Source organism: Microcystis sp. M53598_WE2, assembly GCF_030067735.1.
Lineage (GTDB): Bacteria > Cyanobacteriota > Cyanobacteriia > Cyanobacteriales > Microcystaceae > Microcystis > Microcystis aeruginosa.
The window spans coordinates 1-5657 of the sequence record NZ_JASJFE010001003.1 but is presented as its reverse complement, the minus strand read 5'-3'; the positions used below and the strand labels follow the sequence as shown (position 1 = coordinate 5657).

Here is a 5657-nt window from a genome sequence, read left to right as displayed (position 1 = left end):
TATTACAGAAGAGCAAGATTTAATAATTAAAGGAAGGTTAGATACTTTAATTCTAAAAGAACAATTATGGGTAATGATTATTGAATCAAAACGGGTTATTTATTCCGTTGAAGTAGGTTTACCGCAATTATTAGCTTATTTAATGGTCAATCCTCATCCCAACCGTCCTAATTATGGAATGTTGACCAATGGTTCCGAGTTTTTATTTGTTAAATTATTATGGGACGGTAAACCTTTATACGGAACCTCTCGTTTATTTGCCATGAGAAATCCGGGGGATTTATATGAGGTTCTCAAAATCCTTAAACATCTCTGTCAACTAATTTGAGTATCAAGATAATCAGTACCTACAAAATCATTACTCTCCTATTTCCCTCTGTTGTATAATTTGCTCTGCAAGGAACAAATCAGTTAGGCATAAATAAAAATTATCAGGATTTTTTCGGCTTTTCTTGACTATTTCAGCCTGATTTGTCCTGACAAGCTCAAGAATACGAGATTTTTTCTCTAGAATTGCCCGGCCTGAGAGGGGAATGGTAAAGTTAGATAAGAAAATTAAAGATGGTGTGATTAAAGTGAAATTTGCTGCTAGTACCTATTTTTCCCTGCTGCGCCATTGTGCCGTTCCTTTGTTGTCGATCGCTACTTTTACGCCAATTCTCTTAACTTATTTAGCCAAGGAAAAACCAGAAACCCCGCAACCCCAGGCAAATCTAGAGACTGCTGCCTTTCCTTCCCCTATTATCCCATCTCCGATCGCACCCTTAACCGCGCCATCACCGAAACTATCCCCCTCTCCCCAATCTTCTGCGATTCCAAAATCAGCACCCTCTCCTCAGTCTTCCCTCTCAGCGCCGAAAAAATTAGCGCCATCGGTTCATTCCCCTAATACTTCCCCCAATACTTCCCCCGCTGCCGCAGCCAAACCGGTAACTAGACAACCCTTAGCGGTTCCCGCTAATTATACGCCGCCGGCCATAGAAATTCGCGTGGCGATCAAAAGGGATGTGGCCAGTGTTTTGATTGGAGTTAACGGACCGGCGGTGATCACCGATCGCCAAGGTGGCGGTTTAAAAACGATTACCACTAACGAGGGTTTACCGGTCATTCCAGGTGCCAATGGCTTAAAAATGGGCGATTTATCGCTGCCAGAGGTGATTTTTGTGCAGCCCACCAGTGCCGATGGTTTAGTTTATGTGGATGATGGTTGGTATCGGGGCAAAGTGCTGCTTGTTGCGCAAGGCGATCGCTTGTTAGTGGTCAATCATGTTAATTTAGAGGCCTATCTCTATAGTGTGGTGGGTAGTGAAATGCACTCCACCGCGCCAATGCACGCTTTAAAGGCACAAGCGATCGCCGCCCGTTCCTACGCCCTAGTACATATAATCCGCCCCGCTAATGCTTGGTTTCATCTGGGCAATAGCCAACGCTGGCAGGTATATAAAGGCATTCGCTCGGAGTATCAATCGACTCACCAAGCGGTTAATGCCACTGCTGGGCAGATTCTCAGCTATAAAGGGGGTGTAGTCGAGTCTCTTTATGCTGCCACCGATGAAATTGTCGCTTGGGCCCACGGTGGTCGCGGTATGAGTCAAACTGGGGCTTATAAATTAGCGGAAAAAGGCCTAGATTATCAACAAATTCTCGGTAATTATTATCCCGGAGTTGGTTTAGCCCGTCTAGTTCTACAAAATTAGATTGATTGGCTTTCTCGATCGCTGGTGCTAGGCTGTTGACTATAGCAGGGAGAAATAGTTGAGCATTTGTACTAAAATTCCCAACAGCTTGCCGACCTGTTTCTTCTAGTTGATAACTGAAAACTCAAATCTGATCACTGATAACTGATAACTGATCACTGATAACTGAAATGCAGACCATAGCAGATTTCTAGTAACCGTATTACAATAAACTTTCAAAATGCTATAGCAGTAAATCTCTCTATGAATAGCCCCTTTCTCGACTACCTCAACGGCCCCAAGCATCCCGTCCTCGTCTTTGATGGGGCGATGGGAACTTCCCTACAAAGCCAAAATCTGACGGCCGAGGACTTTGGTGGGGCAGAATACGAAGGTTGTAACGAGTATCTTGTCCATACTAAACCTAGCGCCGTAGCCAAAGTCCACGAAGCTTTTTTAGCCGTGGGTGCGGATGTGATTGAAACCGACACCTTCGGGGGAACCTCGATAGTTTTAGCCGAGTACGATTTAGCCGATCAAGCCTATTATCTCAACAAAACCGCCGCCGAACTGGCCAAGGCTTGCGCTAATAAATACTCTACCCCCGAAAAACCCCGTTTTGTGGCGGGTTCCATGGGGCCGGGGACAAAACTGCCCACTTTGGGTCATATTGACTTTGATACTCTCAAAAATGCCTATGTGGAACAGGTAGAGGGTCTGTACGATGGCGGGGCAGATTTATTATTAGTAGAAACCTGTCAGGATGTCCTGCAAATTAAAGCGGCTTTAAATGCTATTGAAGAAGTATTTCAGCAAAAAGGTCAACGATTGCCCCTCATGGTTTCGGTGACGATGGAAACCATGGGAACGATGTTAGTAGGAACGGAAATTAACGCCGTTGTCTCTATTTTACAACCCTATAAAATCGATATTTTGGGACTTAACTGCGCCACTGGTCCCGATTTAATGAAACCCCATATTAAATATCTCTCGGAAAATTCCCCTTTTATTGTTTCTTGTATTCCTAACGCTGGTTTACCGGAAAATGTCGGCGGTCAAGCGCATTATCGCCTCACTCCCGTAGAATTAAAAATGGCTTTAATGCACTTTATTGAAGATTTGGGAGTACAAATTATCGGCGGTTGTTGTGGTACTCGTCCCGACCATATTCAAGCTTTAGCGGAACTAAGTCAGGGTTTAACTCCGAAATCTCGTCATTATCATTATGAACCCTCCGCCGCTTCTATCTACAGTACCCAACCCTATATTCAAGATAATTCTTTCCTGATTGTCGGGGAAAAATTAAACGCCAGTGGTTCTAAAAAATGTCGGGAACTGCTCAATGTTGAAGACTGGGATAGTTTAGTATCGATGGCGAAAGCTCAGGTAAAAGAAGGAGCGCATATTCTCGATGTCAACGTCGATTATGTGGGCCGGGATGGCGTGCGCGATATGCACCAATTAGCCTCTCGTTTAGTTAATAATGTCACCCTACCTTTAATGTTAGATTCCACCGAATGGGAAAAAATGGAAGCGGGGTTAAAAGTAGCGGGGGGTAAATGTATCCTCAACTCTACTAACTACGAAGACGGGGAACCGCGTTTTTATCAAGTCTTGGATTTAGCGAAAAAATACGGCGCGGGGGTAGTAATTGGAACCATTGATGAAGAAGGAATGGGACGCACTGCCGAGAAAAAATTCCAGATAGCTAAACGGGCCTATTATGCAGCGATAGGATACGGAATTCCTCCCTACGAAATCTTTTTTGATCCTTTAGCTTTACCGATTTCTACCGGTATCGAAGAAGACCGAGAAAATGGCAAGGCTACTATCGAAGCAATGGGCCGAATTCGCCAAGAATTGCCAGAATGTCACATTCTTTTAGGTGTGTCTAATATCTCCTTTGGCTTGAATCCGGCAGCGCGTCAGGTATTAAATTCCGTCTTCCTCAACGAAGCGATGCAGGTGGGGATGGATGGGGCAATCGTCAGCGCTAATAAAATTCTTCCTCTGGCAAAAATTGAACCAGAATATCAGCAAGTTTGTCGGGATTTAATCTATGATAATCGTCGTTTTGATGGCGATATATGTGTTTATGATCCCCTGACCAAATTAACCGAATTATTTGCGGGGAAAACTACTAAAAAAGACCCCTCTAGTAATGCTAATTTACCCGTGGAGGAACGATTAAAACAGCATATTATTGATGGGGAAAGATTGGGACTGGAAGACGCTTTGAATCAAGCTTTACAGGACTATCCACCCCTAGATATTATTAATATTTTCCTCTTGGATGGGATGAAGGTAGTGGGTGAGTTATTTGGTTCGGGACAAATGCAGTTACCTTTTGTTCTCCAATCTGCCCAAACTATGAAAGCAGCTGTTGCTTTTTTAGAACCCTTTATGGAGAAAAAAGAGGGGGATAATAATGCCAAAGGGACTTTTATTATCGCAACAGTTAAAGGGGATGTTCACGATATTGGTAAAAATTTAGTTGATATTATCTTGACCAATAACGGCTATAAGGTGATTAATTTGGGCATTAAACAACCCGTAGAAAATATCATCGAAGCCTACCAAGAACATAAAGCCGATTGTATCGCTATGAGCGGTTTATTGGTGAAATCAACGGCTTTTATGAAGGAAAATCTGGAGGTTTTTAACGAAAAAGGAATCACCGTTCCCGTTATCCTTGGCGGGGCAGCTTTAACTCCCAAATTTGTCCATGATGACTGTCAAAAAACCTACAAGGGACAGGTTATCTATGGTAAAGATGCCTTCTCTGACCTGCATTTTATGGATAAATTAATGCCCGCTAAAGCTGGGGGTCAATGGGATGATAGTAAAGGCTTTTTAGCGGAGTTTGCCGAGGCAGAAAAACCCCCGGTTGTTGCCGAAGAATTAAAGGTTAATCCCGATACTATTTTTACCGATGGCAGCGTGGACAAAGAATTAGTTATTGATACCCGTCGTTCCGAAGCGGTGGAAGTTGATATTCCCCGACCAACACCGCCCTTCTGGGGTACTAAAATATTAACAGCAGCAGAAATTCCCATCGAGGAGGTTTTCTGGTATTTAGACCTACAAGCTTTATTTGTCGGTCAATGGCAATTCCGCAAACCCAAAAGCCAATCGAAGCCAGAATACGACCAGTTTTTACAGGAAAAAGTTCATCCAATTCTAGCAGCATGGAAAGAGAAAATTGTCAAGGAAAATTTACTAAACCCCACATTAATTTATGGTTATTTTCCCTGTCAGTCGTCCGGTAATTCCCTGTTAATTTACGATCCCGAATCGATACAAGCGGGCGAAAAACCCGAAAATCTGCAACCGATCGCCATTTTTGAGTTTCCGCGCCAGAAATCCGGTCGTCGTCTCTGTATTGCTGACTTTTTCGCCCCGCAGGAATCCGGTATTATCGACGTTTTCCCGATGCAAGCAGTGACAGTGGGGGAAATCGCCACGGAATACGCTAAATCTCTCTTTGATGCCAACGAATATACCGAATACCTCTATTATCACGGCATGGCTGTCCAAACCGCCGAAGCCATGGCCGAATGGACCCACACCCGCATCCGTCGCGAGTTAGGTTTCGCAGAGTTCGATCCCGATAATATCCGCGATATACTGCAACAGCGTTACCAGGGTTCTCGCTATAGTTTCGGCTATCCCGCTTGTCCCAATATTCAGGATCAATACAAGCAACTAGCTCTGTTAGGATGCGATCGCATTGGGATGTCTATGGACGAAAGCGAACAATTGTACCCAGAACAATCCACCACCGCCATTATCACCTATCACCCCACCGCTAAATACTTTAGTACCTAATCAGTTATCAGTGATCAGTGATCAGTTATCAGGTGTGAGTTATCAGTGATTCAGTTATCAGGTGTGAGTTTTTATCGGTAAAACCCCACACCCCACACCCCACACCCCACACCCCACACCCCACACCCCACACCCTACACCCCACACCCCACT

At 44.2% G+C, this 5657-nt stretch carries 3 protein-coding genes; all 3 read left to right on the top strand.

Annotated features, from left to right (window positions below):
- On the top strand, positions 1–328 hold a 328-nt coding region (locus tag PX636_RS20520), incomplete at its 5' end, for a type I restriction endonuclease (RefSeq protein WP_353853497.1).
- A 205-nt stretch (positions 329–533) separates the two neighbouring features.
- Positions 534–1697 carry a SpoIID/LytB domain-containing protein gene (locus PX636_RS20515; protein WP_288118581.1) on the top strand — a complete coding sequence of 388 codons (1164 nt, stop codon included), beginning with the start codon at positions 534–536 and terminating at the stop codon, positions 1695–1697.
- A gap of 243 nt (positions 1698–1940) precedes the next feature.
- Entirely contained in the window at positions 1941–5504 is a 3564-nt protein-coding gene (metH, locus tag PX636_RS20510) for a methionine synthase (protein ID WP_288118578.1), read from the top strand.
- The last annotated feature ends 153 nt before the right edge of the window (positions 5505–5657 follow it).

Excerpts from the sequence above, each read along its gene's own strand:
- PX636_RS20515 (WP_288118581.1), top strand. The coding sequence starts at position 534 with ATGGTAAAGTTAGATAAGAAAATTAAAGATGGTGTGATTAAAGTGAAA.
- metH (WP_288118578.1), top strand. The coding sequence starts at position 1,941 with ATGAATAGCCCCTTTCTCGACTACCTCAACGGCCCCAAGCATCCCGTC.